At 65.2% G+C, this 25,184-nt stretch carries 23 protein-coding genes; 7 read left to right on the top strand and 16 right to left on the bottom strand.

The window, feature by feature from the left end; genetic code table 11:
- Positions 1–31 precede the first annotated feature (31 nt).
- From R3P93_RS03295 to mqo, 8 genes are all read right to left on the bottom strand, one after another.
- Positions 32–1,699: a DUF7800 domain-containing protein gene (locus tag R3P93_RS03295; protein WP_317532395.1), complete on the bottom strand. Its 1,668-nt coding sequence runs from the start codon at positions 1,697–1,699 to the stop codon at positions 32–34.
- A gap of 57 nt (positions 1,700–1,756) precedes the next feature.
- Positions 1,757–2,773, bottom strand: coding sequence for a zinc-binding alcohol dehydrogenase family protein (locus tag R3P93_RS03290; RefSeq protein WP_317532394.1), 1,017 nt, complete (start codon positions 2,771–2,773; stop codon positions 1,757–1,759).
- A gap of 2 nt (positions 2,774–2,775) precedes the next feature.
- Complete coding sequence (locus R3P93_RS03285) at positions 2,776–3,156, bottom strand: cobalamin biosynthesis protein (protein ID WP_317532393.1); 381 nt, start codon at positions 3,154–3,156, stop codon at positions 2,776–2,778.
- 18 nt (positions 3,157–3,174) lie between these two features.
- Positions 3,175–4,569 (bottom strand): cobyrinate a,c-diamide synthase, encoded by a 1,395-nt coding sequence (locus R3P93_RS03280; RefSeq protein ID WP_037189602.1) that lies wholly within the window; start codon positions 4,567–4,569, stop codon positions 3,175–3,177.
- A complete protein-coding gene (gene cobO / locus R3P93_RS03275) occupies positions 4,563–5,183 on the bottom strand; it encodes a cob(I)yrinic acid a,c-diamide adenosyltransferase (protein WP_317532392.1) in 621 nt (206 codons plus the stop codon). Before cobO ends, R3P93_RS03280 begins: the two co-directional genes overlap by 7 nt.
- 10 nt (positions 5,184–5,193) lie before the next feature.
- The gene (locus R3P93_RS03270; RefSeq protein WP_317532391.1) at positions 5,194–7,134 is read right to left on the bottom strand and encodes a magnesium chelatase subunit D family protein; all 1,941 of its coding nucleotides are present in this window, start codon (positions 7,132–7,134) and stop codon (positions 5,194–5,196) included.
- Positions 7,135–7,377: 243 nt separating this feature from the next.
- The gene (locus tag R3P93_RS03265) at positions 7,378–7,854 is read right to left on the bottom strand and encodes a GNAT family N-acetyltransferase (protein WP_317532390.1); all 477 of its coding nucleotides are present in this window, start codon (positions 7,852–7,854) and stop codon (positions 7,378–7,380) included.
- 11 nt (positions 7,855–7,865) lie between these two features.
- The gene (gene mqo, locus R3P93_RS03260; RefSeq protein WP_317532389.1) at positions 7,866–9,386 is read right to left on the bottom strand and encodes a malate dehydrogenase (quinone); all 1,521 of its coding nucleotides are present in this window, start codon (positions 9,384–9,386) and stop codon (positions 7,866–7,868) included.
- Between the two features lie 192 nt (positions 9,387–9,578).
- Between mqo and R3P93_RS03255 the strand changes: the two genes are divergently transcribed.
- Both R3P93_RS03255 and mtr read left to right on the top strand, forming a co-directional pair.
- Complete coding sequence (locus R3P93_RS03255; protein WP_068050242.1) at positions 9,579–10,619, top strand: alpha/beta hydrolase; 1,041 nt, start codon at positions 9,579–9,581, stop codon at positions 10,617–10,619.
- Positions 10,616–12,001 carry a mycothione reductase gene (mtr, locus tag R3P93_RS03250; protein WP_317532388.1) on the top strand — a complete coding sequence of 462 codons (1,386 nt, stop codon included), beginning with the start codon at positions 10,616–10,618 and terminating at the stop codon, positions 11,999–12,001. Before R3P93_RS03255 ends, mtr begins: the two co-directional genes overlap by 4 nt.
- Positions 12,002–12,008: 7 nt before the next feature.
- Here the strand turns inward: mtr and R3P93_RS03245 are convergent, their stop codons facing one another.
- Positions 12,009–12,575, bottom strand: coding sequence for an alpha/beta fold hydrolase (locus R3P93_RS03245; RefSeq protein WP_094669816.1), 567 nt, complete (start codon positions 12,573–12,575; stop codon positions 12,009–12,011).
- A gap of 106 nt (positions 12,576–12,681) precedes the next feature.
- On the opposite strand from R3P93_RS03245, the gene R3P93_RS03240 reads away from it, so the two are divergent.
- Genes R3P93_RS03240 through R3P93_RS03230 form a run of 3 tightly spaced genes read left to right on the top strand, consistent with a single transcriptional unit; the run spans position 12,682 to position 14,650 of the window.
- Positions 12,682–13,044: a GntR family transcriptional regulator gene (locus tag R3P93_RS03240; RefSeq protein WP_176460506.1), complete on the top strand. Its 363-nt coding sequence runs from the start codon at positions 12,682–12,684 to the stop codon at positions 13,042–13,044.
- The gene (locus tag R3P93_RS03235) at positions 13,041–13,958 is read left to right on the top strand and encodes an ABC transporter ATP-binding protein (RefSeq protein ID WP_317532387.1); all 918 of its coding nucleotides are present in this window, start codon (positions 13,041–13,043) and stop codon (positions 13,956–13,958) included. The genes R3P93_RS03240 and R3P93_RS03235 overlap by 4 nt, the downstream gene beginning before the upstream one ends.
- Positions 13,955–14,650 carry an ABC transporter permease gene (locus R3P93_RS03230; RefSeq protein WP_317532386.1) on the top strand — a complete coding sequence of 232 codons (696 nt, stop codon included), beginning with the start codon at positions 13,955–13,957 and terminating at the stop codon, positions 14,648–14,650. The genes R3P93_RS03235 and R3P93_RS03230 overlap by 4 nt, the downstream gene beginning before the upstream one ends.
- Here the strand turns inward: R3P93_RS03230 and R3P93_RS03225 are convergent.
- Both R3P93_RS03225 and map read right to left on the bottom strand, forming a co-directional pair.
- Positions 14,634–16,169 carry a cobyric acid synthase gene (locus R3P93_RS03225; protein ID WP_068050253.1) on the bottom strand — a complete coding sequence of 512 codons (1,536 nt, stop codon included), beginning with the start codon at positions 16,167–16,169 and terminating at the stop codon, positions 14,634–14,636. The two genes, R3P93_RS03230 and R3P93_RS03225, sit on opposite strands and share 17 nt — an antisense overlap.
- Positions 16,170–16,203: 34 nt before the next feature.
- Positions 16,204–17,079: a type I methionyl aminopeptidase gene (map, locus tag R3P93_RS03220; protein WP_068050255.1), complete on the bottom strand. Its 876-nt coding sequence runs from the start codon at positions 17,077–17,079 to the stop codon at positions 16,204–16,206.
- A gap of 139 nt (positions 17,080–17,218) precedes the next feature.
- On the opposite strand from map, the gene R3P93_RS03215 reads away from it, so the two are divergent.
- The gene (locus tag R3P93_RS03215; RefSeq protein ID WP_317532385.1) at positions 17,219–18,091 is read left to right on the top strand and encodes a helix-turn-helix transcriptional regulator; all 873 of its coding nucleotides are present in this window, start codon (positions 17,219–17,221) and stop codon (positions 18,089–18,091) included.
- 36 nt (positions 18,092–18,127) lie between these two features.
- Here R3P93_RS03215 and R3P93_RS03210 read toward each other — a convergent pair whose 3' ends face one another.
- The 5 genes from R3P93_RS03210 to dxr form a co-directional block, all read right to left on the bottom strand.
- Complete coding sequence (locus tag R3P93_RS03210) at positions 18,128–19,942, bottom strand: penicillin-binding transpeptidase domain-containing protein (protein WP_188078638.1); 1,815 nt, start codon at positions 19,940–19,942, stop codon at positions 18,128–18,130.
- Positions 19,943–20,024: 82 nt separating this feature from the next.
- Entirely contained in the window at positions 20,025–20,861 is an 837-nt protein-coding gene (locus tag R3P93_RS03205; protein ID WP_068050264.1) for a GNAT family N-acetyltransferase, read from the bottom strand.
- A gap of 121 nt (positions 20,862–20,982) precedes the next feature.
- Entirely contained in the window at positions 20,983–22,122 is a 1,140-nt protein-coding gene (ispG, locus tag R3P93_RS03200; protein ID WP_068050276.1) for a flavodoxin-dependent (E)-4-hydroxy-3-methylbut-2-enyl-diphosphate synthase, read from the bottom strand.
- Positions 22,123–22,183: 61 nt separating this feature from the next.
- Positions 22,184–23,395, bottom strand: coding sequence for a M50 family metallopeptidase (locus R3P93_RS03195; protein ID WP_068050266.1), 1,212 nt, complete (start codon positions 23,393–23,395; stop codon positions 22,184–22,186).
- Positions 23,396–23,400: 5 nt separating this feature from the next.
- Complete coding sequence (dxr, locus tag R3P93_RS03190; protein ID WP_306437466.1) at positions 23,401–24,663, bottom strand: 1-deoxy-D-xylulose-5-phosphate reductoisomerase; 1,263 nt, start codon at positions 24,661–24,663, stop codon at positions 23,401–23,403.
- On the opposite strand from dxr, the gene R3P93_RS03185 reads away from it, so the two are divergent.
- Positions 24,662–25,183 carry a DUF1990 family protein gene (locus R3P93_RS03185; RefSeq protein ID WP_068050280.1) on the top strand — a complete coding sequence of 174 codons (522 nt, stop codon included), beginning with the start codon at positions 24,662–24,664 and terminating at the stop codon, positions 25,181–25,183. The genes dxr and R3P93_RS03185 overlap by 2 nt on opposite strands.
- The last annotated feature ends 1 nt before the right edge of the window (position 25,184 follow it).

The raw sequence follows: 25,184 nt of genomic DNA, 5'->3' as shown, positions 1-25,184 counted from the left end.
GGCCCGGCTATGGCCAATCGTTTACCGTTCGCTAGGCGAGGGCCAGGGTCGACGTCTCGGTGAGCACCTGCTTGCCCGCGTCGTCGACATGAGCATGGTGCACCCGCAACCGGGCGGAGTCGCCGTGCAGAGTCAGCAGCATGACGCCGTTGGCGAACCATGGCCCGGCCTCGGCCTCCCATTCGACACCGGAGGGGCCCACGTGGGCAGCGCGCGCCAGCTTCGACAGAATTCGGGCGGCGGGACGCTTGATGGCCAGCTTGTTGACCGCGCGAATCGGCAGATCGAGTGGATTGCGGAACGGCGACATAGTGAGCTGATACGTGGCCGGTACCTCGCGCCCGCCGACACCGAAGTCCGCGTTCGCCACGTAGGAGCAGTGCACGTCTCCGGACAGCCACATGATCGAGGCGGGTTTGTTCTCGCCGCGGGAGAGCTCACGCGTCAGAGCGGCCATGTCGTTGAACGAGTTGGTGAAAGCGGCCCAGTGTTCGAGATCGAGACCGATCCGCATCTTCTCGGCCACCTTTGCCGACATCGAGCCCCAACTGCCCTGCGCCACAGCCTCGTTCCACTGTTCCAGGTAGTGCAGCGCGGGCAGCATGAGGTAGGGCAACGACGATCCGAACAGCAGATGCCGCGGAGTGGTCTCGAGCGCGCGTTCACGTACCCACGCCCACTCCTTCTCGTCGACCATTTCTCTGTTGTCCGGATCCAGGTTTCGAGAGCAGCGCGAATCGATCATGATCAGCCGCGTGTCGCCGAAGTCGCGGTAGAAGCTCCAGCGTCCGGTCTCGGGCCGCCGGTCGACTCGTAAAGCGAAGTCGGACAACAACTTCTCGCGCTCTGCGTCACTGGCGGCCGATCGTACCGCGGCATACATCTCATCCTGCGCAAGCTCCTTGGGCGAGAGGTTGCCCAAGTGCTGATACACCCAGTACGACGAATACGCGCCGACCACTCGGTCGTTCCACCAGGGCCGCGTCACGATGTCTCGACGCCAGGAAGCGGATGAATTCCAGTCGTCGCGCAGGTCGTGGTCGTCGAGGATCATGCACGACGGGATGCTCGCCAACAGTGTCCGCACCGGCTCGAGTCCCCAGGACTCTCGGTACAGCCACGAGTACTCCTCGAAATCGCAGATCTCGTTCTCCGCGTCGGTACCGACGGCACTGCGTGGACCCTCGCCGGACCGACGCCGCGCCTGCAGCCGTTCGACGATTTCCGGCGACGGATCGTCGGCGTAGACCTGATCGCCCAGGAGCAGCAAGGCCTGCGGCCACCGGCTCGGGTCCTCCTCGATCAGCGCGTTCCCGAGCCCGGCCAACGCGTCGGCTCCGATCTCCTTCAAGGATTCGTCGCTGTAGTTGTCCCCTCGCCGACAGGATCCGAATGCCAGCGTGACAGGCCCTTCGGCGTCGACCGTGTGAATGGCGGCCCTTCGGCCTTCCGGCGGCCACACTCGACGCTCGTCGACGAACACCTCGTAGTGCACCGGAGAGTTGGCGGGCAGACCTTCCAGTGGCACCAGCGCATAGTGGTGTCCGTGCACGCCCCACGTTCGTTCTTCTGCGCGGACGCCGACGTCGGTCACGACAGTTACGGTCGCCGATTCGGCCATCTCGAACCACAGGGTCGCCGTCTCGGTACCGACGTACCGAACGATCGGGCCGAGTAGGACGGTGCTGTCGGAAGTCATTGGTTCCACATTGCCCGCGTCGGCCCGCTTTCGCCAGTCAGTGGCGCGGATCGGTTCTCACGAGCGGGCAGCGACCACGACCTTGCCCCGTACGTGCCCGGCCTCGACCAACCGATGCGCTTCGCGTAGCTGCTCGGCGTCGATCGGAGACAGAACCGTCGTGGCAGTGGTGCGCAGCGAACCCGCATCGACGAGCTCGGCCACCCTGGTCAGCAGCTCGTGCTGGCGAATCAGATCCGGTGTGTCGTGCATCGGACGCGCGAACATGAACTCCCAGTGCCACGAGATCGCCTTCGTCTTCAGCGGGAGAACGTCGAGCGTCTCGGGATCGTCGATCGCGACTATCTGTCCGAACGGCGTCAACAGGTCGGCGTAGATCTCGACCTGCCCGGAGGAATGGGCGGTGAACACGTAGTCGATGCCGTCCGGTGCCACTCGACGTACTTCGTCGCGAAGATCGCGGCGGTGATTCACGACGTCGGCTGCACCGAGAGAACGGACCCACTCCACGGCGTCCTCGTCCGCTGCCGTCGCGATCACGCGGACACCGGGAACGAGGGTCCGAAGCAGCTGCAGCACAACAGATCCCACACCTCCGGTGGCTCCCACCATCAGTAATGTTCCGGTGGTCTCGGCAGTGATGCGGAGCTTGTCGAACAGTCCTTCCCAGGCGGTGATCACGGTGAGCGGCAACGCCGCGGCCTGTGCGAAATCGAGGGTCGTCGGCTTCTTCGCCACGATGCGTTCGTCCACCGCATGGAACTGCGAGTCGGTCCCGGGTCTGCCGATGTCTCCCGCGTAGTAGACCTCGTCCCCCGGTGCGAACATGGTGACGTCGGCACCGACGGCGCGCACCACACCAGCGGCGTCGAACCCGAGGACCTTCGGGACGCCCTGCGGATCGCTGCCGGCACGGACCTTGACGTCCACCGGGTTCACCGACACCGCTCTCACGTCGACCAGCAGGTCTCGCGGCCCCGCGGTGGGCACGTCGATGACCACATCGGTGAGGCTGGCGGGATCGTCGATCGGAAGCGAGCGGGTGTAGGCAACGGCTTTCATCGTCTCGGTCATACCTACAGGATGGCCCGAACCCCCGGTCCACCGTCAAGGCAGAGCGCGACAACGGCAACGGTGACACCGTCCAGACCGAACCTGGGTACCGCCAACTCCGTCGAACGACCGGCCAGCAGCGCCGCTGCTTCGGCGACGCTGGCGCTTCCGACGGCACGGAGCACCCGGACCGACACGGTGGGCGTGACGACGGTCGACAGTTCCGACGCCGAGTAGGTCACGCCCCGAACCCCCATGCTCGACGCCACCGCGGCCACCAGTTCTGCTTTTCGGTCGATCGAGGCGATGGCCTCGACATGCCAGTCCGGTTGCAGCACTGTGGAGATCGCGGCCACGACGTCGGCGGCATCGACGCCGGCTCGGGCACCTATTCCGACGACCACCCGCATTCTGGGCCGGCTCTACACGCGCGCGTAGTCGATGGCAGCGGAGACGAATCGGGTGATCGACTCGGGATTGCCCGCGGCATGGGTGTGCAGGTACGACGCGTGGACGCCGCCCTGTACGAAGCCCTCGCGCGCGGCGGTTCTGCCGTCGGGGCTCTGCTTGTGCCAGCCCCAGGCAGCCGACGCCGCCTCGCGCACTGCGACGAGCTTCGTTCGGTGGAACTCGTGGCCGGTGACGCGGGTGCCCGCGTCGAACAGTGTCGACGATTCGAGGGCAACCGCGTCGCGATATCCGAGGGTGAGGGTGTTCCCGAATTCCGCGTCCACGTCGACGACCCCGGCCATGGCATGACCGTCCAATCGCCGTGCCAGATACAGCAATCCGGCGCATTCGGCGTGGATCGGCAATCCCTGGGCCGCCGCTGCTCGAACGTCCGCGAGCAGTAGTTCGTTCGCCGACAGTGCGGCCGCATGCTCCTCCGGGAATCCACCGGGAAGAACGACTCCTGCTGTGCCGGGCGGCAATCCGTCACGCAGCGGATCGAACACGGCCACGTCGGCCCCGGCTGCGCGGAGCAGTTCGACGTGTTCGGTGTATCCGAAGGTGAATGCGGGGCCACCGGCAACCGCGACGACGGGCGATCCATCGGAGCTGTGTACCTCGTTCTCCGGGGACCACTGCGGTGCTGTCACCGACGATCGAGCCAGGGCGCTCACTGCCTCGATGTCGACGAACCGGGAGACGAGGGCGCTCATCGCGTCGACGGCATCGGTTGCGGCACCACCGTGTTCGACTGCGGTGATCAGCCCCAGATGCCGTGACGGGACGACCAGTTCGCTCATGCGCGGCAACGCGCCGAGTACTGGAACACCCACCCGTTCGCACGCTTGGCGCAATACGTCCTCGTGCCGCTGACTGCCGACGCGATTGAGAATCACTCCGCCGATGCGGACGCTGGCGTCGAACGTCGAGAAGCCGTGCAGCACAGCGGCAAGCGATTGACTGTGTCCGCGGGCATCGACCACCAGGATCACCGGGGCACCGAGCATCGCGGCCACTCGTGCGGTCGATCCCTCGGCGGAGGCCTCCCCCGGTCCGGTCATGTCGATCTTGCCGTCGAACAGTCCCATGACGCCCTCGACGACCGCGATGTCGCACCCCCGACTGCCGTGTCGGAACAGGGGCCCGATGCGGTCGGCACCGACCATCACGGCGTCGAGGTTGCGGCCCGGGAGCCCGGCCGCGAGCGAGTGATATCCGGGGTCGATGTAGTCCGGCCCCACTTTGAACGGTGCGACGGTGCGACCGGCATTGCGCAGCGCACCCATCAGTCCGGTGGCCACCGTCGTCTTTCCGCTGCCCGACGCGGGGGCCGCGATCACCACTGCGGGACAGGACGCGTTCACCATTCGATGCCTCGCTGACCCTTGCGTCCCGCGTCCATCGGATGCTTGACCTTGGCCATCTCGGTGACCAGGTCCGCCGCCTCGATCAGTTCACGGGGCGCGTCGCGTCCGGTGATGACGACATGCTGATTGCCCGGTCGGTGGGTCAGGACGTCGACCACCTCGGCGACGTCGACCCACCCCCACTTGAGTGGATAGGTGAACTCGTCCAGCACGTAGAACCGGTGCGACTGCTGCTCGATTCGTCGAGCGATCTCCTGCCAGCCCTCCGCCGCGGCCTCGGCATGGTCGACATCGCTGCCCTTCTTGCGAGTCCACGACCAGCCCTCGCCCATCTTGTGCCATTCGACGGCTCCGCCGACCCCGGTGCTCTCGTGCAATTCGCCGAGGGTGCGAAATGCCGCTTCCTCGCCGACTTTCCACTTGGCACTCTTGACGAACTGGAACACTCCGACGTCGAAACCCTGATTCCAGGCCCGCAACGCCATGCCGAATGCGGCGGTCGATTTCCCCTTGCCCGGGCCGGTGTGCACGGCGAGCACGGGCAGATTGCGGCGCTGACGCGTCGTGAGGCCGTCCTGCGGAACGGTTCCGGGAGCCGGTACACCCTGAGGCATCGCGTACCCCCTACGCCGCTGCGCGAACGACGGCAGCGACCTGCTCCGCCGACAGATCCGCGAGGGCCACGTAACCGCCGCCGAGGCACGCCGCGAAATCTGCGGCGAGTCCGAGGCGGACCATTCCCGATTCGCAGTCGACGACCACGGAGGCGATCTTGTCCGACGCGATGCGTCCCGCGGCGATCCGGGCCCGGCCGACAGGGTCGGTACCTCCGGTGGCCCGTCCGTCGGTCAGCGCGACCACCAGCGCGCGCCGCAGCGGGTCCCGAACACGCTCTCGCAGAACGAGTTCACGTGCCTGCAGAAAGCCCTGCGCCAGTGGGGATCTGCCACCGGTCTTCATCTTTCGCAATCGCGTCACGGCCACGTCAACCGAGGACGTCGGCGGCAATACCGTCTCGGCTTCCGTGCCGCGCACGGTGATCACGGCGACCTTGTCGCGGCGCTGATACGCATCGCGCAGCAGCGACAGCACCGCACCGGTCACCGCAGACAGTCGATCTCGCGCAGCCATCGAACCCGAGGCGTCGACGACGAACACGATCAAGTTGCCCTCGCGCCCCTCCTTGATCGCACCCCGCAGATCCGCAGGCTCGAGCTTCAACCGGCCGGAGGTACGGCCGCGGACGACCTGCTGCTCGGCCGCGGCGAACAGAGTGCCCACCAGGTGCAGACCCTTACCTGCCTCGACGGTGGGCCGTACCGACCGCCCGTGCGAGGACCGTGACCGCGAGCGTCGACCCGGCGCGCCCTCGCCCACTCCGGGAACCTCGAGCAATCGCGCTCTGAACTGCGCTCCTGGAGTACCTGCCTGCTTCTCGCTGCCGGTCCCCGAGGACGGCGGTGGTTGCGCCGGCTCGTCGTGCGAATCGGAGGACTGCGTGTCGGAGGACGGGGACTGGGAGGCGTCGTCGGGAGCCTCGGGATCGGGCGCTCCCCCGCCGCCGTCGGGGTCGGGCTCCGGGTCGGGTTGTTGCTCGGCCTGCTCGGCCGCGTCCCGCATGGCCTCGTCCAACTGCTTGTCGTCGATGCCCGGCTCGTCGAAGGGATCGCGCCGACGCCGGTGCGGCAGAGCCAGTTCGGCGGCAACCCGCACGTCTTCCTCGGTCACCTCGCTCGCGCCCCGCCACGCGGCGTGCGCGGAGGCGGTACGAGCCAACACCAGATCGGCGCGCATGCCGTCGACGTCGAACGACGCACACAGCGCAGCAATACGCCGAAGTTCCTTGTCGCTCAACACCACGTCGTCGAGAATTTTCCGGGCGGCCAGAATTTGCTCGGCCACAGCGATATCGTCGTCGCGGAACTGGGCGGCGAACGCATGCGGATCACGCTCGTAGTTCATCCGGCGGCGCACGACGTTCATGCGGACATCCACATCGCGGGACGCCGTCACCTCCACTGCGAGACCGAACCGGTCGAGCAGCTGTGGACGAAGCTCGCCCTCCTCGGGATTCATCGTGCCGACCAAGACGAATTGCGCTGGGTGTGAATGCGATACACCGTCACGCTCGACGTGCACCCGACCCATCGCGGCCGCGTCGAGCAGCACGTCGACCAGATGATCGTGCAGCAGGTTCACTTCGTCGACGTAGAGAACACCACGGTGCGCAGCCGCGAGAAGACCGGGTTGAAACGCACGTTCGCCGTCGCGCAGAACTTTCTCGAGGTCGATGGACCCCACCACTCGATCCTCGGTTGCCCCCACCGGGAGTTCGACGAGCTTCGCCGGGCGCGACCCGTCCTCGTCCTCCACGGCGGGCAGCAGTGTCGCGAGGGCACGCACCACCGTCGATTTCGCGGTGCCCTTTTCCCCTCGCACCAGTACACCGCCGATACCGGGGTGCACGGCACACAGGATCAACGACAACCTCAGCTGATCCTGACCGACGATCGCACTGAACGGATATCCCGGTTCGGGAACACTCCCACTTCGCTGCACAGCCAATTCCCTTCGTGCCCGGAGTTCCGCGCCGGACGTTCGGTCGAGATACGCGAAGCCGAGCGGCGATCTGGCTGACAGGGGAATCTCCTCGAGCGAAAATTCTCCTGAACACAGTGGCGGGACCGCGCCTGATTGACACAGGACTTCTCCGCGACCGACTTCGAACGGAACACTACCGCCGAACGAACGAATGCCACGCACGGTAGGGCCGTGTGTGGCATTCGTTCTTGTCGTACTACAGGGAGGTCAGCTCTCGCTCCAGGCGGTGCCGCCACCCCGACGCATCGGCGTGTGCGGGATGCCGTCCTCGAGAACTTCCTCACCGTCCGGCAGGAAGCCGTGCTTGGCGTACATGTCGACGAGGTAGCTCTGAGCGTTGATCCGGCACGGGGCCGAACCGACCTCGGCAAGCGCGGCTCGCAGAATTCGCGTGGTGTGGCCCTGTCCCCTGGCCGAGCGCTGCGTGCAGAGCCGGCCGATACGGAACGCCTTCTCGGCGTCGTCGTGCTCCTCGAGCAGGCGAAGTGTGCACACCACTTCGCCGTCCCGTTCGAGCCAGAAGTGCCGTGTCTCGGTCAGCAGGTCACGCCCGTCCAACTCCGGGTACGCACACGCCTGCTCGACCACGAACACCTCGACACGCAGCTTCAACAGGTCGTACAACGTGCTGTTGGACAGGTCTAGAGCCCATGATCGTTTGAGAGCTGCTGCTTGCGTATTCATACCTTTTGCTATCACACACCCGTGGGCTGTGCGAGCTCACGAGCATTTTCCAGTTGCAGTGTCTTGGACGTCCAGCCCCAGACCTCGTCGAACAACGAGCTGTTCTGCGCCAGCTTGACCCCCAGCGACGGGACCATTTCCTTGAGCTTGGGCTGCCACGCGTCGTACTTGTCACCGAAGCACCGCTGCAGCACGTCCAGCATGGCCGGAACGGCGGTGGATGCGCCGGGAGAGGCACCGAGCAGTCCGGCGATGGTGCCGTCCGCTGCGTTGACCACAGCGGTGCCGAACTCGAGCACACCGCCGCGACCCTTCTTGCGGATCACCTGGACGCGCTGACCCGCGGTGACCAGCTCCCAGTTCTCGCCGAGCACCGAGGGCGCGAACTCGCGCAGCGTCTCGACACGATCTGCCTGCGACTGAGCCAGTTCACTGACCAGATACTTGACGAGTCCGAGTTCGGTCACACCGACCCCGAGCATCGACATCAGGTTTCCGGGCTTCACCGAGGTGGGCAGGTCGGTGATCTTGCCCTGCTTGAGGAACTTGGGCGACCAGCCGGCGTACGGGCCGAACAGCAGACCCTGCTGGCCGTTGATCACGCGGGTGTCGAGGTGCGGGACCGACATCGGCGGAGCACCGACCGAAGCCTTGCCGTACACCTTGGCCGAGTGCTGCTCGATCAGAGCCGGATCGGTGCACCGCAACCACTCGCCGCTGACCGGGAAGCCGCCGAATCCCTTGATCTCCGCGACTCCGGACTTCTGCAGCAGGTGCAGTGCGCCGCCGCCTGCGCCGACGAACACGAACTTGGCGTTGACGGTCTTCTTGACGCCGGTGCGCTGGTTGGCGACCTTGACGTCCCAGCTGCCGTCGGACTGCTTGGTGATGTTGCGCACATCGTGTCCGAAGTGCACTGTGCCGCCCGCGGACGACAGGTAGTTCAGCAGTTGCTTGGTGAGCGCACCGAAGTCGACGTCGGTGCCCTCCTGACTCCAGTTCAGGGCCACGGGATCGGAGAAGTCACGGCCCTTGGCCATCAACGGCAGTCGCGCCGAGAACTCGTCCTCGGAGTCGATGTACTCCATGCCTGCGAACAGTGGGTTGCCCACGAGCGCCTCGTACCGCGCACGGAGGTACTTCACGTTCTCGGCCCCGTGCACGAAGCTCACGTGCGGAATGGGGTTGATGAAGTTCTTGGCGTCGGAGAGCACACCGGTCTCGATGCCGTGTGCCCAGAACTGACGCGACACCTGGAACTGCTCGTTGACGTTGAGCGCCTTGGCGATATCGACGCTGCCGTCCTTGTTCTGCGGCGTGTAGTTCAGTTCGCACAGTGCCGAGTGGCCGGTGCCCGCGTTGTTCCACGCGTCGCTGCTCTCGGCTGCGGCCGCGTCGAGCCGCTCGTAGACGTCGATCGACCAGTTCGGCTCGAGCTGACGGAGCAGCGCACCGAGGGTGGCGCTCATGATTCCGGCACCGACCAGAACGACGTCGGTCTTGATCCGCTTACCCTGCTCATCTTTGGACACTGGAGAATCGACTTCCTTGTCTGTGGAGGTCTCGGCCGGTGGCGGTATCGACCGGAGAACTCTGCTGTAGAGGGCTACTTCACCCGATGCGGTCAGGTTACTAGCTGGGCCTACCCCGTCGGACACCACGTCAACCCGGTTCCGATTGTGCTCCTCGGACGCCGCCCGCGGTGCCCACTACAGTTGTGATCTGTGACTACCTGGGTGCCCGACGTCCTCGGCGACGGCTACGAACAGACGACCATTCCACTCGGCAACGATCCGGACGGCGAAGGGCAGGTCGAGGCCACTCTCGTGCGGTACCAACCGCCCGGTGCCGCCAACTTCGAGCGTTCGGTGATCTACGTCCACGGGTTCACCGACTACTTCTTCCAGCGCCACATCGCCGAGCACTTCGCAGCGCAGGGATACGCCTTCTACGCCCTGGACCTGCGTAAATGCGGACGCTCGCGCCGCGAGGGCCAGACCGCACACTTCGTGACCGATCTGGCGATGTACGACGCCGAGCTGAACGAGGCTCTCGCCCTGGTCCGCACGGAACGCCCGGGTGCCCCGGTCCTGCTCATGGCGCACTCGACCGGCGGCCTCGTACTGCCGCTGTGGCTGAACCGTCTCAACCGTCAGGAGGGCGGATCGGCCGGGCTGGGCCTGTCGGGTGTGGTCCTCAACAGCCCGTGGTTCGATCTGCAGGGCCCACCTGCCATCCGCAGCGTCGGTACCGCCGCGATCGACGTCATCGGCAGGTTCCGGTCCAAGGCACAGGTTCCCGGCGGCGGGCTCGATACGTACGGGTTGTCGCTCGCGGCATCGGAAAACGGCGAGTGGGACTACGACCTCGACTGGAAGCCCCTGGCCGGCTTCCCCATCACCTTCGGGTGGATTCGCGCCGTCCGCCACGGACACGCCGAACTTCATCGCGGCCTCGACATCGGTATCCCCGCACTGATTCTGCGCTCCAAGGTGACGCACTTCTCGCGCCGATACAGCTCCGCAGTCGACGCTGCAGACGCCGTACTCGACGTTCGCCAGATCGCGCGCTGGGCGGGCTGCCTGGGCGATCGCACCACGATCGTGCCCATCGAGGGAGCCCGCCACGACGTCTTTCTGTCCACCGAGACTCCACGCGCTCGGGCCTTCGAGGAAATGGACGAGTGGATCGAGTGGTTGCACCGAAGCGAGAGCACCGACCACGCGTCGGGCAAGGACCACACCGAGAGCGGGCACATTTCATGACCGAGCATTTCGACGTCGCGATCATCGGCTCCGGATCCGGCAACTCGATCGCCGATTCGCGCTTCGAAGACAAGAAGATCGCTCTGATCGAGGAGAACTCGACCTTCGGCGGCACCTGTCTCAACGTCGGCTGCATCCCCACCAAGATGTTCGTCTACGCCGCCGAGGTTGCGCGGACGGTACGCGATTCCTCGAAATACGGTGTCGACGCCCACGTGGACGCGGTGCGCTGGCCGGACATCGTCGATCGCGTCTTCGGCCGCATCGACCCGATCTCGGAGGGCGGCAAGCGTTACCGCGCCGAAGGCAGCCCCAATCTCACCCTGTTCGAGGGTCACGCACGCTTCGTCGGCCCGCGCACCATCGACACCGGCACCGGCGCCGTGATCACCGCCGACCAGATCGTCGTCGCCGCCGGATCGCGTCCGACGGTGCCGCAGGCCATCGCCGATTCGGGTGTCGCATACCACACCAACAGTGATGTGATGCGTCTCCGCGAGCTACCCGAGCACCTGGTGATTCTCGGATCCGGTTACATCGCAGCAGAATTCGCGCACGTCTTCTCTGCTCTCGGCTCCAAGGTGTCGATCGTGGCCCGCAAGGACGCCTTGCTTCGCGCACTCGACGCCGACATCTCGAAGCGGTTCACCGAGCTCGCCCGCGCCAAGTGGGACGTACACCTCGACTCCGGCGAAACCACTCCCCTGTCCGAGGGAGGCTTGCACGGGGTCCAACTCGCCGACGGCACCAAGGTCCTCGGCGATGCGTTCCTCGTCGCCGTGGGCCGCGAGCCCAACGGAGACCGTCTCGGTCCGGCTGCGGCAGGCATCGAGCTCGACGACGAAGGCCGCATCGTGGTGGACGAATTCGGCCGCACCACGGCCGAGGGAGTGTTCGCACTCGGCGACGTATCGTCTCCCTACCAACTCAAGCATGTGGCCAACCAGGAAGCTCGCGTCGTTCAGTACAACCTGCTGCAGGACGCGTGGCACGGCGACACCTCGACGCTACGGAAGAACGACCATCGGTTCGTTCCCGCTGCGGTGTTCACCGATCCCCAGATCGCCGAGGTGGGCATGACCGAAGAGCACGCCCGCGACGCCGGCCTGGACATCACCGTCAAGGTCCAGAACTACGGAGATGTCGCCTACGGCTGGGCCATGGAGGACAGCGAAGGTCTGTGCAAGATCATCGCCGAGAAGGGCACCGGGAAGATCCTCGGCGCACACATCATCGGCGCACAGGCCCCCACGTTGATCCAGCCCCTCATCCAGGCCATGAGCTTCGGTTTGTCCGCCCAGGACATGGCCCGCGGTCAGTACTGGATCCACCCCGGTCTTCCCGAGGTGGTCGAGAACGCTCTCCTGGGACTCGAACTGTAGTTCCGGTTCACCAGGGGCTGGTGCGGAGCACGATCTCGGTGGCCAGCGCAGCCGGCTCGTCGGCGACGACATTCGCGCTGCCGTCGAGTTGGACCACGCGAAAGTCCGCGTAGACGAACCGTCCGCTCGCGTCGGCGGATGCGCGGCCCAACGAGGATCCGACGACCAATGTCGTCGGCAGCTCGACCGGGGGGCAATCCGCGCCACGTACGGTTCCCTGCTCGTCCGCGATCGCGGGGTGGCACCGGTTCACCGCGATCAGACTGGCGAAACGTCCGAAGGTCTTGGCGGCCAACGTCCATGCCGTTTCCGCACCCGCTCCGCTGCCGACGAGGTGCACCCACGACAGCTTCAGCTCGTCGAGAACCGTCAGGATTGCCTCGTCGCTGATGCCGTCGATGCTCTCCAGCGCAACAGTTTTCAGATCCGAATTGTGCAACCGTTCACTGACGGCGTCGTAGACATCCACCGGATCGCCTGCATCGGGAAGCAAGAGTACGGCGTGCCTGCTGTCCGGGCCTGCGACTCGCACCGAACATTGCCCGCCCGCAGCACTCACATGCGTGAACTCCATGGGGACGACGGTACTGCCTCTTGCGCCGACCACGCGTCAGTTCTATGGTTAGTTACATGAGTAATGAACCACTGAGGCAAGCAACCTCAACGCACCGGCGGCGGTTCTGATGGACGAGGGCAGGCCTATCTTCCTGCAGATTGCCGAGATGATCGAGAACTCGATCATCGACGGCTCCCTGGCAGAGGAAGAGCAGGTCCCCTCGACCAACGAACTGGCCGCATTCCATCGAATCAACCCGGCCACCGCAGGAAAGGGACTCGCCAAGCTCGTCGCCGACGGTGTCGTCTACAAGAAACGAGGTATCGGAATGTTCGTGACCACAGGCGCTCGGGACGCTCTTCGATTCCGTCGCCGAGACCTCTTCGCTCGCCAGTACATCGATCCGCTCGTCACCGAGGCCCGCAAGCTCGGCATGACCGTCGACGAACTCAAGACCATGCTCGACAACTGGGAGGCAGCACGATGAGCGTCCACACCCTCGACTCGTTCGACGAACCCAGCAGCATCGTTGCGTCGGCCACGCACCTGACCAAGAATTTCGGCTCGTTCACCGCGGTGGACGATGTGAGTTTCGAGATCGAACGCAACAAGATCTACGGCTTCCTCGGCCGCAACGGCGCGGGTAAGACCACCGTCATGCAGATGATGACGGCTCAAATGCGCCAGAGCGCCGGGGACATCTCGGTGTTCGGACAACGTCCGTGGGAAAACCCTCACGCGCTCGGTCACGTGTGCTTCGTCAAGGAAAGCCAGAAGTATCCCGACGATCTTAAGGTCAAGCACGCCGTCTCGCACGCGTCACATGTCCTTCCACACTGGGACGGCGACTTCGCCGCCGAGTTGCTGCGCGACTTCGACCTGCCCCTCGGCCGCAAGATCAAGAAGCTCTCGCGAGGAATGACGTCGGCTCTCGGAATCGTCATCGGACTCGCGTCGCGTGCACCACTGACCTTTTTCGACGAGCCCTACTTGGGACTGGACGCGGTCTCGCGACACCTGTTCTACGACAGATTGCTGGCCGACTACGCCGAGCACCCCAGGACCGTGGTTCTGTCCACTCACCTCATCGATGAGGTCAGCGATCTCATCGAACACGTGATCCTCATAGACAAGGGCAGGATCGTGCTCGACGACGAGTCGGATGCCCTGCGCGAGAGTGCGTTCGAGATCACCGGTCCTGCGCCGGCTGTCGACGCGTTCGCCGCTGCTCACCGGACCCTGCACCGCTCCGCTCTTGGACCGAGCGTACGAACGACGATCGACGCCCGACTGACTGCTCAGCAGAGATCCGACGGCCGAGCCGCAGGGCTCACCATCGAAGCTGTTCCACTGCAGCAGTTGATCATCGAACGCACCACCGCCGAGGAGGCGTTGTCATGAAACGGATACTGAACGTAGCTCGCATCCACAACACTTCGTGGGCAACGACATTCGTGTGGCCGATGGCGGTTCTCGCGATTGCCTTCGTGATCACCTTCGGCATATTTCTGGTCATCCCGACCACAGACTCCGAATACAACTTCACCGGTAGCGTCTTCTCGATCTATGGATTCGCCATGGCGTTCTCCATCACCGCGATCACTCAGTGCTTTCCCTATGCCCTGGGTCTGAGCATCACTCGCCGCGAATTCCTCACCGCCACAGCGTTGGTAGGTGTATGCCAGTCGATTGCATTCGGCACGATCATCTACGTGCTGTCCTTGATCGAAGCAGCCACGGATGGATTCGGCCTGAAACTGCGAATGTTCGGCATCGCTCGGTACGCGACAGACAATCCGTTGGTGCAGTGGGCCGCACTCGTTACCGTCATGCTGCTCCTCGGCGGCATCGGTGCATTCATCGGCGTCGTGTATCGACGGTTCCGCACCAACGGATTGTTCACCCTCGGACTCGGAGCGCTCGTAGTCTTCGGCGGCGGATCTGTACTCGTGACCTGGCAGAACTGGTGGCCCAACGTCGGCGATTTCTTCACCGACACACCGCGAATTCTGCTACTGGTCGTCATTCCGTTGACCATCACGGCGATACTGTCTGCGGCCAGCTGGTTCGGTCTGCTCAAAGCAACTGCGTGACAATGGTGTCGAGGCCCGGATCGACGCCGTGCTCGATGAGGTCGAGTACGGCGTCGACGTCGAGGTTGTCTTCCACCAGATCGGCCAACAGATCCAACTGCTGCTCCCGCAGTGCCGCGACCGACGTGTCGGGTGCCACCTCGAATCCCGTACGACCCGACTTCTCTGCCACCCAGGTGAGCAGGGAACGACGGAAATCGTCGGACTCGAGCAATCCGTGCCAGTGGGTACCCAGAACGCTGCCGCGTAGGCTGCCTTCGGCGATACCCGACGCGGTGGTCGACAAGGCGTCGTCGCCGTTTCGTGCGACCCTGCCGTGGTGAATCTCGTAGCCCGACACGGGATTCGGGCCGAACTGTATCGACTGCCCCGCCACCTGCGCGAGTACCTTGTCGGCTGCGAACTCGATGTCGAGATCGAGCAGACCGAGACCCCGGACTGCCCCCGCTCCGGATTCGACGGTGTCGTCGATCGTTCGGCCCAACATCTGATAGCCACCGCAGATCCCCAGAACCGGAAGGCCCGCAGCCCCGCGTGCCGCGATCGCATCGGCAAGACCGGTGCGCCGCAACCACTCCAGGTCCGACACGGTGGACTTGCTGCCCGGAACGACCACCAGATCCACATCCTCGAGCCGGGACGGCTCGGTGACCCAGTGGACCGACACCCCGGGCTCGCAGGCCAACGCCTCGACATCGGTGGTGTTGGAGATTCTCGGCAAACGCACCGCAGCGACGCGCAACCACTGCGAGCCGTGCGGTGCACGCGGCCGCCCCACCGGAGCATCGGGAACGGTTCCGAGTGAATCCTCGGCATCCATCCACAATCCGTCCGCGAAGGGAACGACACCGTACGTCGGACGTCCCGTCAACGCGCGTAACTGATCGAGACCGGGTGCCAGCAGAGCAGGATCACCGCGGAACTTGTTGATCACGAACCCGGCGACGAGCGCCTGATCCCCCGGAGACAGCACCGCAACGGTGCCGAACAGATGAGCCAGCACTCCCCCTCGATCGATATCCCCCACCACGATCACCGGAAGAGACGCCGCCGTCGCCAACCCCATGTTGGCCAGGTCCGTGGCGCGCAGATTGATCTCGGCGGGCGAGCCCGCCCCCTCGCAGATCACCACATCGAATTCCTCGCGCAGAGAGGACAATTCGTCTGCCACCACAGCGCGCAACGACTGCCGATGCTCGATGTAGTTGCTCGCACTCACCTGCGCAACGGCCCGCCCGCGCACCACCAACTGCGAGGTCCGGTCACTCCCCGGTTTCAGCAACACCGGATTGAAGCGGACACTCGGCTCGAGACCGCAGGCCGACGCCTGCATCGCCTGCGCTCGACCGATCTCACCGCCATCGAGCGTGACCACCGAATTGTTGGACATGTTCTGCGCCTTGAACGGAGCAACCCGCACGCCCCGTCTCGCCAACATCCGACACAGCCCGGCAACCAACACACTCTTGCCTGCGTCGGATGTCGTCCCCGCAACCAGCAGAGCGCCTTTCGGATTCACGGCATCGTATTTCTATTCACTCCGCAGGCTCCGCTCACGGGAGGGTCAGAATCTCGCTGCCCGTCTCGGTGACCACGAGGGTGTGCTCGAACTGCGCGGTCCACTTCTTGTCGTGCGTGACCACCGTCCAGCCGTCGTCCCACATCTCGGCGTTGATCGTGCCCAGGTTGATCATCGGTTCGATCGTGAACGTCATACCCGGCTCGATGACGGTGTCCACCGACGGCTGGTCGTAATGCAGAACGACGAGACCGTTGTGGAAGGTGGTACCGATGCCGTGGCCGGTGAAGTCCTCCACCACGCCGTAGCCGAACCGGTGCGCGTACGACTCGATGACGCGGCCGATCACGTTGAGCGCGCGCCCCGGCTTGACCGCCTTGATGGCACGCATGGTGGCCTCGTGCGTACGTTCGACCAGCAGGCGCGCTTCCTCGGAGACGTTGCCGGCCAGGAAGGTCGCGTTGGTGTCGCCGTGGACGCCGTCGATGTACGCGGTGACGTCGATGTTGACGATGTCACCGTCCTCGATCACGGTGGAATCCGGGATGCCGTGGCAGATGACCTCGTTCAGGGACGTGCAGCAGGACTTCGGGAACCCTCGGTAGCCCAACGTGGACGGGTACGCACCGTGATCGATCATGTACTCGTGGGCAATCCGGTCCAGCTCGTCGGTGGTGATTCCCGGTGCTACCGCCCGGCCCGCTTCCTGTAGTGCCCTGGCCGCGATCTTCGACGCCACTCGCATCTTCTCGATGACCTCGGGGGTCTGGACCCAGGGCTCACTGCCTTCGGCCACGGTCGACTTCCAGGCGTATTCGGGGCGCTCGATGGACTTGGGCACCGCGAGGACGGGCGATACGACGCCTGGTACGAGTGGCTGACGGGGCTTGCTCTCGGCGGTCACAGACATGGCGTCCAGAGTAGTCGGCTCGTATTCGGCCCCGAACCGCAGCGCAGTGGCCCGTGCCAGTCGAAACAGCGCTTGCCGTTGTGGATATGATCTGGATCACGTTCGTCGCTCGTGCATCCGACACGGGAAAGGAAGCTCCGTGGTCCATTCGAATCTGTTGCGGCCCCGTGACGGCGATGCCCTGCGCGCCGAACTGCGCCAGGTGGCAGCGGCGTCCGACGTGCCCGTCGTGTTCGGCGGCGAGGTCTCCTCGGAGACCCTGTACCTGAGTGAATTCCACGGAACCAGAACCCGAGGCCTGGACGGACTCGCCATCCCACCCAGATCCGGCCTCGGCGGGCGAGTCATGGAACAGCGCAGGCCCGCGGCCGTGAGCGATTACGGCGCGTCGATGTCGATCACCCATCACTTCGACCGACCGGTACTCGGCGAGGGCCTCAAATCGATACTGGCGGTACCGGTGGTCGTTGCCGGTGTGGCGCGAATAGTGATGTACGCGGCCCTACGCGAACGCGGACCCCTCGGAGATCGCGTCGGCGACATCATGACGACCGCCGCCAGGCGTCTCGGCCAGGAGATCTCCGTGCGTGACGAGGTCGACCGCAGGATCCGTCTGCTGGCGACCACCCGCTCGATGCTCGACTCGGATCTCTCCCGCACGGCCGAACTGCGCAGCGTCCACGAGGAACTGTCCGATCTCGCCCGCTCTGTCGGTGACGTGGCCATCCGGCGCAGACTCGACGCGGTCGCAGCCCGCGTGGCCGCGTCGTTCGGCCAGGAGATGCCGCACGACCCACGGCCCCAGGACGTGTCGCAGTCGCTGACACCACGAGAGATCGACGTGATCTCGCAAGTTGCTCTGGGCTGCACCAACATCGAGGTCGCCGCGCGTCTGTCGATCGGTGCCGAGACCGTCAAGTCGTACCTGCGCAGCGTGATGCGCAAAACCGAATCGCACACTCGATACGAAGCCGTGGTGGCCTGCCGTCGACTCGGTGTGCTGCCCTCCTGAACCGGGCACACCGCCGAGCGGTCAGTACCCGAGCGGTCAGTACCCGGGGGGCAGTTGCTCGAACATCTCTCGGGTCACCGCGACCGCATTGTCCGAGCTGCCGCCCCGCACCACGAGGGTGGCGAAGGCGATGTCTCCGCGGTAGCCGACGAACCACGAGTGCGAGCCGCCGTCGACCTCTGCTTCGCCTGTCTTGCCGTACACCTCGCCCTGGTCTGCGATGCGCTCGGCCGTACCGCTGGTCACCACCGAACGCATCATCCCGCGCAGCCCGTCGACCATCGCAGGCTCGATCTGCGGATGCTCTCCCGTGATCACGGTGTCGCGTCCGACCAGGAGGTTCGGCACCGGCGTCGAGCCATGGGCCACCGTCGCGGCGGCCAGGGCCATACCGAACGTCGACACGACCACTCGGCCCTGACCGAAGCCGTCCTCGGTGCGCTGGACGAGCTCCTCGGCCGGGGGCACCGAACCGGAATCGGTCGGCAGCCCGACGACGTCGTAGTCCGGCCCGACGCCGAACTGAGATGCCGCCACGGTCAATGCATCCGGTGCCATCTCGCTGGCCAGCTTGGCGAACGAGGTGTTGCACGAGCGGGTGAACGCAGTACTCATCGTCACGTCACCCAATGCGAACTCGTTGTAGTTGGGCACACTGCGCTCACCGATCACGATTCGACCCGGACACGGGACGGTGCTGCCCGGAGACGCGAGTCCGCTCGAGATGGCGGCACCGGCGGTGATGATCTTGAAGGTCGATCCGGGTGGGTAGAGGCCGGCCGACGCGACCGGTCCGTCCCGATCGGCAGCCGGGTTCTGTGCCACCGCCAGAATCGCCCCGGTGGACGGCTGGATGACCACCGTCATCGCCTGCTCGGTGCGTGCGTTCACCGCACGCTGCGCCGCGACCTGAATGTTGCGATCGAGACTGATGGAGAACGACGGAGAGGGCTCCGGAGGAGTGTCGGTGAGGACATCGATGTCGACGCCGTTGCGGTTCGTGGTGACCACACTCCAGCCCGCCTTGCCGTCGACCTCGTCGATGACGGCCTTCTTGACCTGGCCGACCAGGTCCGGCGCGAACGTGGGGTCGGTGGACACCAGATCCGATTCGTCGGATGCGGTCACTCCCGGGATCTCGGTCAGCGCGGCCGAGATGGGCTGGTAGTCACTGTCTCGAAGCAACGCCACCGGATAGTCGCCGTCGACAGAGGTGGCGGATTCGACGATGGACTGCGCGGTGATGGACGCATCGAACGGCGTCAGCAACGTCGACAGCGCCGTCGCCGAGGCCACCACATTGTTCGCATCGGCCGCGTCGAATTTGATTCGGTGCACCACCCCGGGCACCAACACATCGGTCCCGGAGCGCTCGTTGACTCGTGCGCGCGGAGCCGCCGTGGATCGCAAGGACATCGTCTGAGTGTCACCGAGCTTGGGATGGATGTCCGACGCCGTCCAGCGCACCACCCACTCGCCCTCGCTGCGACCCATGTTCAGCTGACCGTCGTACGTCCACACCCGATCCTTCGGCAGCTGCCACGTGTATTTGTAGCCGACTGTGGCGGTGTCGCCGTCGACCTGCACCGACGTCGTCTCCGCTTCCAGAGCCTCGGCCTGAAGATTGGTCCACGCCTCGGTCAGTGCCGTGGCCGCCGCGTCGGGCTTGTCGGTGTCCGCGGCCGCGGCGGCGATGTCGTTGGACTCGAACGCGGCGAGAAATGCCTGGGCAGCCGGCTCCGGGCCGTCGGGCTTGGGGGTACATCCGGCGAGGGCGGCAGCAACGACGGCTGCGACCACCGATACCGCGCCGATCCGATACCGCACTTCGGTTGCACCACGTGATCTCATTGCGCCCCATAGTAATAGGGCGCTGCCTCCGGCTGCGGCAACGAATCGCGGTTCGGCACAACCCGTTCGAGCGACGGCCGATCTAGTCGAGGAGCACGGTCGTGAAGGTCGCCACCTGGGTCAGACCGATCTTCGCGTACGCCCGTCTGGCGACGTAGTTGAAACTGTTGACGTAGAGGCTTGCGGTGCGGCCCTGGCGGACCACCGAATTCACCACCGCTGCGGTACCGGACGCACCGAGACCGTGCCCACGCCGATCGGGGTGAACCCATACCCCCTGGATCTGCCCCACCGTCGCCGACTGCGACCCGATCTCGGCCTTGAACACCACCCGACCGTCCTCGAATCGAGCCCACGCACGCTGCGCGGCAATCAGACTCGAGATCCGTCGCCGGTATCCGCGGCCGCCGTCGTTCTGCCTCGGGTCGACTCCGACTTCCTCGATGAACATGGCCACGGCCGCAGTCAGATACACGTCCAGTTCCTCTGGGCGAACGAGACGTACGTGTGGATCGGGGGTGACCGACGATCGGACCGACGTGGCCAGCAGCGGTTGCTCACCACGAACTTCCCGGGCCGGGCCCCAGTCGGTCTCGAGCATCTCCCACAGCGGCAGTGTCAGTTCGGCTCGTCCGACCAGTGAGGAACACAGCCGTGGACCGCGGCACGCGCGGTCGGCGAACGACCGCAGATCGTCACTCGATCCGAGCAGAGGGACGAGGTTGGCTCCGTAGAAGCACAATGACTCGTCCGGTCCGCCCCGGCTCCACATCTCACCGTGAAACGACCTCGGATCCAGTCCGGATTCCTGCACCCTCGCGGCGACCATGCAGGTGGCAACCGGGTCGGCATCGAGCACCCGTAAGACATGCGCAACGTCCCGATTACCGAGAGGCTTCGCACCGAGGAGCTTGAGCACCTGCCGACCTCCTGACCCACCTACCGCATACACACCGACCGAGCGTGTAGCGAATCATTCCAGAGAACCTGTTCCCTCGGTGGCAGAGCGGCAAACCGGACACCGACCGGATCGATCCTGCTCAGCTGACCGTCACCACCGGAGCGCCGCCGTCTGCGGTCTCATCCTTCTCGAATTCCTCGGCGATGCGCATTGCTTCCTCGATCAAGGTCTCCACGATCTGCGCCTCGGGCACGGTCTTGATGACCTTGCCCTTGACGAAGATCTGGCCCTTGCCGTTGCCCGACGCCACGCCGAGGTCGGCGTCGCGCGCCTCGCCCGGACCGTTGACGACGCATCCCATGACGGCAACGCGCAGCGGAATTTCCATGCCCTCCAGGCCTGCGGTGACCTCGTCGGCGAGGGTGTACACGTCGACCTGCGCGCGTCCGCACGACGGGCAGGAGACGATTTCGAGCTTGCGGGGACGCAGGTTGAGCGACTGCAGAATCTGGTTACCGACCTTGATCTCCTCGGCCGGCGGAGCCGACAGGGACACGCGGATGGTGTCGCCGATTCCACGAGACAGCAGTGCGCCGAAGGCCACCGAGGATTTGATGGTGCCCTGGAAAGCGGGGCCGGCCTCGGTGACACCGAGGTGCAGCGGGTAGTCGCACTGCGCGGCCAGCTGCTCGTACGCGGCGACCATGATGACGGGGTCGTTGTGCTTGACGGAGATCTTGATGTCACCGAATCCGTGTTCCTCGAACAGACCCGCCTCCCACAGCGCGGACTCCACGAGGGCCTCCGGTGTCGCCTTGCCGTACTTCTTCATCAGGCGAGGATCGAGCGAACCGGCATTGACGCCGATGCGGATCGGAATGTTCGCGTCACCGGCTGCCTTGGCGACTTCCTTGACCCGGCCGTCGAATTCCTTGATGTTCCCCGGGTTGACGCGCACAGCGGCGCATCCTGCATCGATCGCGGCGAAGATGTACTTGGGCTGGAAGTGGATGTCGGCGATCACCGGAATCTGACTCTTCTTGGCGATGATCGACAGCGCATCCGCGTCGTCCTGTGTGGGGCATGCCACACGCACGATGTCGCAGCCCGACGCCGTCAGTTCGGCGATCTGCTGCAGAGTGGCGTTGATGTCGTGGGTCTTGGTGGTGCACATGGACTGCACCGAGATGGGGCTGTCGCTGCCCACTCCCACCGACCCGACCTGGAGCTGCCTGGTCTTTCGACGCGGCGCAAGTACCGGTACCGGCGGTGCCGGCATTCCCAATCCGACTGACACGGACACAGTGGCCTTCTTTCCTAGCTACGACTGACGAGTCTACTTAGAACAATTGAATCGGGTTGACGATGTCCGCCGTGAGTGTCAACAAGGAGAACCCGATGAAAACGACGATGACCACGTAAGTGACCGGCATCAGCTTCATGTAGTCCACCGGCGCGCCGTCCGGTAGGCCACGGCGGTTTCGGAAGATGTTGCGAATGCGCTCGTAGATGGTCACGGCGATGTGGCCACCGTCGAGCGGCAACAGCGGCACGAGGTTGAACGCCCCGAGGAAGAAATTCAACGACGCGAGCAACCCGATGAACGTCGCCCAGTTCTCCGTCTCCGCTGCCTGACCACCGATGACACTGGCACCGACGACGCTCATCGGGGTGTCGAGGCCACGCTCACCGCCGAAGATCGACTCCCACAGCGCCTGCACCTTGGTCGGCAGTTGCACGAGTGCCTTGCCGGTCTGTACGAAGATGTCGCCGGTGAAAGCGAACGTCTCCGGCACCGCCTCGATCGGGTTGTACGTGATGTTCGGTGGCGGACCCCCGGTGACACCCACCGCACCGACCGTCGTCGATTCCCTCGCTCCGGTGTCGGGATCGACGACGTATCGCTGAACCTGTGTGACCGGGACGGTGATGGTCTGCGAAGCACCGTTGCGATCCACTGTCAGCTCGACCGAGCCGGTGGAGGCCTGAATGGCCAGAACCGCATCCGACCAGACCTCCGTGGGGGTGCCGTCCACCGCTGTGATGATGTCGCCCTCACGCAGCCCTGCCGCGGCGGCCGGACCGTCACCCGAGCAATCGGCGATCTCACCGTCCGGTGTCTGCGTCGTTCCGACGCAGCCGACACCCTGGACAGTCGTGGTCGGAGTGACCCGATCGGGCGTGCCCCACCCGAGAACGAGCGCATAGATCAGCACGATTCCCAGTACGAAGTTCATCGCGATGCCGCCGACCATGACGACGATCCGCTTCCACGTCTTCTGGCGATACATCGCGCGCTCGACCTCGTCGGGTGCGAGCTCGTCGATCGCCGTCATTCCGGCGATGTCGCAGAATCCGCCGGCCGGAATTGCCTTGAGGCCGTATTCGGTCTCGCCGCGTCGGAAGGAGAAGATCTTGGGGCCGAACCCGATGTAGTACCGGCGGACTTTCATGCCGAGCGCTTTCGCGGTCCACATGTGTCCTGCCTCGTGCAGCGCGATCGACACACCGATGCCGACGGCGAACAGCACCACACCCAGAGCGAACAGCATGTAACTCAGAGGCCCTTCTGTTTCAGGAGCTCACTCGCATGTGCGCGAGCCCAGGAATCCGCCGCGAGGACGTCGTCCACGTCGGTCGGCACCGTCGACCATTGTCCACTGCCGTCATCGACGACGGCGCGCACCGTCTGCACTATCTGCGGGAACTCGATGCGCCCGGCGAGGAACGCCTCGGCCGCGATCTCGTTGGACGCGTTGTACACCGCCGTCGTGCACCCGCCCATGATTCCGGCCTCGCGGGCCAGCTGCACGGCGGGGAACACTCGATCGTCGAGTGGCTCGAAGTCCCAGGAGAACGCTGAAGTGAAATCGAGTGCACGCGCAACATCGGGAACTCGATCGGGCCACCCGAGCGCCAACCCGATCGGAAGCTTCATGTCCGGCGGGCTGGCCTGGGCAATGGTGGATCCGTCCACGAACGTCACCATCGAATGGACGATGGATTGCCGATGCACGGTGACGTCGATCTTGTCGTACGGCACCCCGAACAGCAGATGCGCTTCGATCAACTCGAGGCCCTTGTTGACCAAGGTTGCCGAGTTCAACGTGTTCATCGGACCCATCGACCAGGTCGGATGAGCCGCGGCCTGGGCAGGCGTCACCGACTTCAGTTCCGCTTCGCTCCACCCACGGAACGGTCCGCCCGATGCGGTCAGGATCAGTCGATCCACCTCGCTTCGGTGGCCACTGCGCAGGCACTGCGCCAGCGCCGAGTGCTCCGAGTCCACCGGAACTATCTGTCCCGGTGCGGCGGCAGCGAGCACCAGTTCCCCGCCGGCGACCAGAGATTCCTTGTTCGCCAACGCCAGCCGCGCTCCGGTCTTCAACGCCGCCAACGTCGGCTCGAGACCGAGCGAGCCCACCAGTGCGTTGAGCACCACGTCCGCCTGCGTGGACTCGACGAGCTCGGTGACCGCGCGCGGCCCGCTCAGAACCCCGGGAAAGTCGAGCTCGGCGGCAGCGGCGGGGTCGGCCACGGCCACGCGTCGAGCACCGGTCTCGGCGATCTGACGGCGAAGTAGCTCGATGTTTCCACCGCCCGCAGCAAGACCGACGACGACGAAACGGTCGGGGTCGGTGGCGATGACGTCGAGCGCTTGGGTTCCGATCGAGCCGGTGCTGCCCAACAGCAACACTCGAATCGGCTCGGGACGATCCGAGGAGGTCGTTCGCTCACGATGGTCTGGCACCGGTCCATTGTTGCCTACCGAGGCTGAGAAACCCCTATGTGCCGCCGTAGCTGGCACGCTGGAGGGCATGGACGTCTCGAAGTATCGCGCGGCATCGTTCAACTACGTCGACGTAGGAGCAACGAGCGGCAGGCTCCCGTCCGGCTACCACCACGTCGAGAAATCGCGGGTGATCGGATCCGGACTCGAGGACTTCGTGGCCGCAGCCGACACGCTGATGCGCTGGGACATGCACCGCGGCACCGGACTGAAGGTCCATTCCGACGCCGACAACGCCGTCCCCGACGCCGTGGTCGTTCTCACGCTCGGGCCCGTCCGCATCCCCTGCCGTGTCGTCTACGTCATCGACGAAGCCAACCGACAGGGCTTCGCCTACGGCACCCTGGACGGCCATCCCGAGTCCGGCGAGGAACTCTTCTACGTCGACTACTCCCCCGAGGACGGGACGGTCTCCGCGCACATCACCGCGTTCTCGAACCCCGGCCGCTGGTACACCAGGCTCGGCGGTCCGGTGGGCAAGCGGGTGCAGGCCCTGTTCACCGACCGCTATCTGACGGCGCTGGCGTCGGCGTGCCGGTCGCCGCGCTGAG

The organism is Rhodococcus cerastii (assembly GCF_033042195.1).
Lineage (GTDB): Bacteria > Actinomycetota > Actinomycetes > Mycobacteriales > Mycobacteriaceae > Rhodococcoides.
The sequence above is the reverse complement of the archived record's forward strand: the minus strand, read 5'-3'. Positions and strand labels throughout refer to the sequence as shown.

Bases quoted from the DNA above. Each gene is read 5' to 3' on its own strand.
- R3P93_RS03230 (WP_317532386.1), top strand. From the start codon at position 13,955: ATGAAACGGATACTGAACGTAGCTCGCATCCACAACACTTCGTGGGCA.
- dxr (WP_306437466.1), bottom strand. From the start codon at position 24,663: ATGCCCTCCAGCGTGCCAGCTACGGCGGCACATAGGGGTTTCTCAGCC.
- R3P93_RS03280 (WP_037189602.1), bottom strand. From the start codon at position 4,569: ATGGTGAACGCGTCCTGTCCCGCAGTGGTGATCGCGGCCCCCGCGTCG.
- R3P93_RS03295 (WP_317532395.1), bottom strand. From the start codon at position 1,699: ATGACTTCCGACAGCACCGTCCTACTCGGCCCGATCGTTCGGTACGTC.
- mtr (WP_317532388.1), top strand. From the start codon at position 10,616: ATGACCGAGCATTTCGACGTCGCGATCATCGGCTCCGGATCCGGCAAC.
- R3P93_RS03210 (WP_188078638.1), bottom strand. From the start codon at position 19,942: ATGAGATCACGTGGTGCAACCGAAGTGCGGTATCGGATCGGCGCGGTA.
- ispG (WP_068050276.1), bottom strand. From the start codon at position 22,122: ATGCCGGCACCGCCGGTACCGGTACTTGCGCCGCGTCGAAAGACCAGG.
- map (WP_068050255.1), bottom strand. From the start codon at position 17,079: ATGTCTGTGACCGCCGAGAGCAAGCCCCGTCAGCCACTCGTACCAGGC.
- R3P93_RS03245 (WP_094669816.1), bottom strand. From the start codon at position 12,575: ATGGAGTTCACGCATGTGAGTGCTGCGGGCGGGCAATGTTCGGTGCGA.
- R3P93_RS03235 (WP_317532387.1), top strand. From the start codon at position 13,041: ATGAGCGTCCACACCCTCGACTCGTTCGACGAACCCAGCAGCATCGTT.
- R3P93_RS03185 (WP_068050280.1), top strand. From the start codon at position 24,662: ATGGACGTCTCGAAGTATCGCGCGGCATCGTTCAACTACGTCGACGTA.
- cobO (WP_317532392.1), bottom strand. From the start codon at position 5,183: ATGCCTCAGGGTGTACCGGCTCCCGGAACCGTTCCGCAGGACGGCCTC.
- R3P93_RS03265 (WP_317532390.1), bottom strand. From the start codon at position 7,854: ATGAATACGCAAGCAGCAGCTCTCAAACGATCATGGGCTCTAGACCTG.
- R3P93_RS03195 (WP_068050266.1), bottom strand. From the start codon at position 23,395: ATGCTGTTCGCTCTGGGTGTGGTGCTGTTCGCCGTCGGCATCGGTGTG.
- R3P93_RS03290 (WP_317532394.1), bottom strand. From the start codon at position 2,773: ATGACCGAGACGATGAAAGCCGTTGCCTACACCCGCTCGCTTCCGATC.